The organism is Anoxybacillus thermarum (genome assembly GCF_000836725.1).
GTDB classification, from domain to species: Bacteria; Bacillota; Bacilli; order Bacillales; family Anoxybacillaceae; genus Anoxybacillus; species Anoxybacillus thermarum.
Genome location: NZ_JXTH01000119.1, coordinates 1 through 1,615, shown reverse-complemented (window position 1 = coordinate 1,615; position 1,615 = coordinate 1). Strand labels below are relative to the sequence as shown.

General features: G+C 45.9%; 1 protein-coding gene. It reads left to right on the top strand.

Going from position 1 to position 1,615, the window contains the following annotated elements:
* Nucleotides 1-91: 91 nt before the first annotated feature.
* A complete protein-coding gene (tnpC, locus tag LH47_RS14565) occupies nucleotides 92-1,540 on the top strand; it encodes an IS66 family transposase (protein ID WP_043968729.1) in 1,449 nt (482 codons plus the stop codon).
* The last annotated feature ends 75 nt before the right edge of the window (nucleotides 1,541-1,615 follow it).

The window sequence follows — 1,615 nt, the reverse complement described above, 5'->3', positions numbered from 1 at the left end:
GTAACTATTCAGCCACATCATAAAGTGAGCTGAATATTTTTTGCTTTTCCTGTCCATGATGTGAATATTGATAGACAAGGAGGTGAATCGCATGTTGACGGTACAACAAGCTGTATTTACAGTTGAAAGCTTAATCAGCAAAGTCCAACAACAAAAGCAGCTCATTACTCACCAACAACAAGTCATTGAGCAACTGTTGAAAGAAAACAAACAGCTACGCAAAGAAAATGAACAACTCAAGTATCGCGTTCAAGAGCTGGAAGCACGCACGAAAAAAAACAGCTCCAATAGCCATTTGCCCCCATCTTCTGACCGTTTTGCCAACACGCGTTCTTCTCGTCAACCATCTGGCAACAAGCCAGGCGGACAAGAAGGACATCAAGGAACGACGCTCCGTCAAGTGGAACATCCACATCATCGTGTCGTCCACCGTGTGCATACGTGTCAAGGATGTGGGGCTTCTTTGCGCGAAGTCAAACCGTTCAAAGTCGATGTCCGTCAAGTGTTTGATGTCCCTCCTGTGGCGATCGAGGTGACACAACATGAACGTGAAGTGAAATCGTGTCCACATTGTCGATGTGTTCAACAAGCCGAATTCCCATCCCATGTCACGAATCATGTGCAATACGGTCCACGGCTCACGGCGCTCATTGTTTATTTACATCATATCCAATTGATCCCGTACAAGCGTTTAAGTGATACAATCGAAGCGTTATATCAACACTCGATTAGTACAGGAACCCTTGCCAATATGGTGAAACGAGGACGCGAATCGTTGGAATCAAATATGGACATCATCGAAGACGCCTTACTTGAATCCAACATCCTGCATGTCGATGAAACGAGTTTGCGCATCAATGGGAAACTCGCATGGGTGCATGTCGCGTGTACATCGGGATATACATACTTGACTTCTCACGCTTCTCGTGGAAAGAAAGCAACGGATGAGATCGGGATTCTTCCACAATACAAAGGGACGATGATGCATGATGCATTCGGTACGTATCCGAGATACACGAAAGCCACACATGCTCTTTGCCATGCCCACCATTTACGTGAGTTAAAAGGATTCATCGAACAAGGGCATACGTGGGCGATGCGCATGACCACGTTTCTGTTAGCCGCCAAGCAAGCCGTCGAAGCCCATCACGGTGCACTTTCCGAAGAAGAAGCGAAACGGTGGGAACGAGCGTATGATCGCATCCTAGAAAGAGCACAACATCGATTGGAAGCGAAGACGCCTCTTCCGAAAAAAGCACTCGCTTTTGTTCGACGCCTTCAAAAACGAAAGGAAGAAGCGTTGCGTTTCTTACGTGAAGTACATGTTCCCTTTGACAACAACCAAGCCGAACGCGATCTTCGCATGGTCAAAGTCAAAGAGAACATTTCGGGTACGTTTCGCGAAGAAACATTCGCCCAGTCTTTTTGTATCACAAGAAGCATCGTTTCCACACTGACGAAACACGAAAAAAACGTGTGGGATTCGTTATGTCTTCTGTTGACGGGTGACACGCTTGATCATGTTCTTTCTACCACTTAGGGCATTTTCTATTACGGGGATGCCCTATTTGTGTTGCGCATCTTTACATACTACTATCGGAGTGAATAGTTACAA